This is a genomic window from Streptomyces sp. NPDC094034 (assembly GCF_040303865.1).
Taxonomy (GTDB): Bacteria; Actinomycetota; Actinomycetes; order Streptomycetales; family Streptomycetaceae; genus Streptomyces.
This window is the reverse complement of the sequence record NZ_JBEOUD010000103.1, coordinates 1-2,937: the sequence shown is the minus strand read 5'-3', so window position 1 is coordinate 2,937 and position 2,937 is coordinate 1. Positions and strand designations below refer to the sequence as shown.

2 protein-coding genes and 1 pseudogene are annotated in these 2,937 nt (G+C 68.7%); all 3 read left to right on the top strand.

The genetic code is table 11. The features are described from left to right. Positions 1-1,120, top strand: a pseudogene (locus ABTZ59_RS36915) (DEAD/DEAH box helicase); the annotation flags it as partial. Positions 1,121-1,155: 35 nt separating this feature from the next. Beyond that, a complete protein-coding gene (locus ABTZ59_RS36910) occupies positions 1,156-1,926 on the top strand; it encodes a transposase family protein (protein ID WP_351425830.1) in 771 nt (256 codons plus the stop codon). Between the two features lie 105 nt (positions 1,927-2,031). Then, positions 2,032-2,861, top strand: a protein-coding gene (locus ABTZ59_RS36905) for an IS5 family transposase (protein ID WP_351425833.1) whose coding sequence is annotated in 2 segments (ribosomal slippage) — positions 2,032-2,371 and positions 2,371-2,861 — 831 coding nt in all. Because the reading frame shifts where the segments join, the coding sequence is not laid out codon by codon here. Positions 2,862-2,937 lie beyond the last annotated feature (76 nt).

The window sequence follows — 2,937 nt, the reverse complement described above, 5'->3', positions numbered from 1 at the left end:
GGACTGGCCGAGGCGGTGGAACGCTCGATCCTCGCCGGGTTCGAGATCGACGTGCTGGAGATCCGCGATCCCTCGCCGGTCCTCGGGGAGTCGGAGGAGGCGCAGCGGGGACGGCGCATGGCCCTGCTCCAGGCCGCGCTGCTGGAGCACGCGGCGCAGCTGAACCTGCACACCACCATGGTGTTCCACCAACGGGTGGAAGAAGCCGCGGCGTTCGCGCAGCAACTGCCGTACCGCCGCCGAGTTGTACGACACCCAGGCGTCCGCGGCCATGCTGGCGGGGGCGGAGGCGCTGCCCGCGTCATCGATCCATGCGGAGTTGTATGAGCTGGAGGAGGGCCGTCATGTGCCGCCGGACCGGGTGTGGGCGGACTGGCTGTGCGGGGACCATCCCATCGCGCACCGGCGCCAGGTGATCCACCGGTTCGCCAACGGCATCAACGTCGAGAACCGGCGCGTGCACAGGGCTTTCCTCTCCTCGGTACGCGCCCTCGGTGTCGGGGTCGACATCACCGGACTGCGCGGCGTCGAGGCCGTATGCATCGTCGGGGCGCGCAGCTCCCAAGTCGACGTAGTGCAGAACATCGGACGTGCCCTGCGCCCCAACCCCGACGGCCGGGCCAAGACCGCACGGATCATCATCCCCGTCTTCCTCCAGCCCGGCGAAGACCCCAAAGACATGCTCGCCTCCGCCAGCTACCAGCCCCTGGTCGACATCCTCCAAGCCCTGCGCTCCCACTCCGAGCGCATGGTCGACCAACTCGCCTCCCGGGCCCTGACACGCGGCACCGAACGGCGGCGTATCCACGTCCACCCCTCCCCCGCGACCGCGACCTCGGCCGGCTCTGAGAACGGGGACGTGCCCGAGGAGAGCAGCGAGGCGCAGCGGGAGGTCGACCGTGTCGCATCGGTCGTGATCAACTTCGCGTCGCCCCGCGACGCCGCCGACATCGCCGCCCTCACCCGCTGCCGCGTCATCCGCCCCCAGTCCCTCGTCTAGCTCGAGGGCTACCGGGCCCTGGTGCGGTGGCGTGCCGAGCACGGGATCACCGGCCTGCACGCCGTCCCCTACGACGTTGAGGTCGAGGTCGGCGTGACGAAGGGCTATCCCCTAAAGCGCGTTGCAGAATGCCGTGGTCTGGGCATTTTCCTTGTATGCGTGGGGTGTTGAGGGCTGAGCCGTTGTGGGTGGAGACGTTCACGGGGCTACGGATGAAGCAGTTCGAGGGACTGTTGAAGGCGGTGCGGGAGCGGGGTGGCGATGGCCCGCGAATCGGGCGGCCATGGTGTCTGCCGCTTGCCGATCGGGTGCTGATGGTGGCGGTCTACTACCGGACGAACCTGACCATGCGGCAACTCGCGCCGCTGTTCGGGGTCTCGCCGGCCACGGTGTGCAGGGTCATCCGGCGGCTGCGGCCGCTCCTCGCACTCAGGCCGGTCACCCGCCCCGTCGATGCTACGGACCGGCTGTGGATCGTGGACGGCACACTGGTGCCGGTCCGTGACCGCAAGGTCGGCGCCTCAAGCCGCAATTACCGGTTCTCGGCGAACGTGCAGGTCATCATCGACGCCGACACACGCCTGGTCGTGGCCACCGCCCGTCCGGCCCCGGGCAACAAAGCCGACGCCCATGTCTGGCGCAGCTCCGGGCTGCCGGAGCAGTGTCAGGGCGTCACCGTGCTCGGCGACGGCGCCTACATCAACACCGGCCTGGTCGTCCCGCACCGCAAACGACCCGGCCGACCTCTGCTGGCCGGCGAGGAAGCCGACAACAAGGAGCACCGCCGTGTCCGCGCGCGGGTCGAGCACGCGATCGCCCGTCTGAAGAACTACAAGATCCTCCGTGACTGCCGACAGCCCGGCGACGGCCTCCACCACGCGGTCCAGGCTGTCGCCCACATGCACAACCTCGCCATGGCCGCATGATCAGAACAGCCGTAGTCGCACCCTGACCTGCAAAATCACGGCATTCTGCAACGCGCTTTAGGCAGTGTCTTCAAATGATCGCTGCTGAGGGATCATGGTGTGGTGATACGTCGCCATGAACTGTCGGATGCCGAGTGGGAGTTCGTCCGGCCGTTGCTGCCCGAGTCGTTGCGGGGGCGCAAACGGCTGGACGACCGCAGGGTCCTGAACGGGATCGTGTGGAAGTTCCGCACCGGTGTCGCCTGGCGGGATGTGCCCGAGCACTATGGTCCGTGGGCCACGCTGCACACACGGTTTCGCAGGTGGGCGTCGGACGGGACGTTCGACCGGATGCTGCAGGCCGCGCAGGCGAAGGCGGACGCGGCGGGAGACATCGAGTGGCTGGTGTCGGTCGATTCCACCATCGTCCGCGCTCATCAGCATGCGGCCGGAGCCCGAAAAGGGGGCTCCGCGACCCGGCCCTCGGCCGGTCCAGAGGCGGCCTGACCAGCAAGATCCACCTGGCCTGCGACGGCAGAGGCCGCCCGCTCGCCTTCGTCGTCACAGGCGGCAACACCAACGACTGCACCCGGTCCACCGCCGTGATGGAAGCGATCCAGGTGCCTCGGATCGGACCGGGACGGCCCCGTACCCGGCCCGATCACGTCCTGGGCGACAAGGGCTACAGCTCGAAGGCGATCCGTGCCTGGCTCCGCCGCAGGGGCATCGCCCACACGATCCCCGAGCGGGCCGACCAGGTCGGCAACCGGGCCCGGCGCGGCAGCCGCGGAGGCCGTCCCCCGGCCTTCGACCGCGAGGTCTACAAGCACCGCAACGTCGTGGAACGGTGCTTCAACCGCCTCAAGCAGTGGCGAGGCATCGCCACCCGCTACGACACGAGCGCCCAGTCCTATCAAGCGGCCGTCACCCTCGCCTCACTCCTGATGTGGGCGTGACATTTGACGACAGAACCTAGAGGGCCTTCGACATCCGCGGTGTGCTCCAGGCTGTACTGCACCTCGACGCCCAATC

Coding starts and splice junctions, on each gene's coding strand:
- ABTZ59_RS36910 (WP_351425830.1), top strand. CDS start 1,156: ATGCGTGGGGTGTTGAGGGCTGAGCCGTTGTGGGTGGAGACGTTCACG.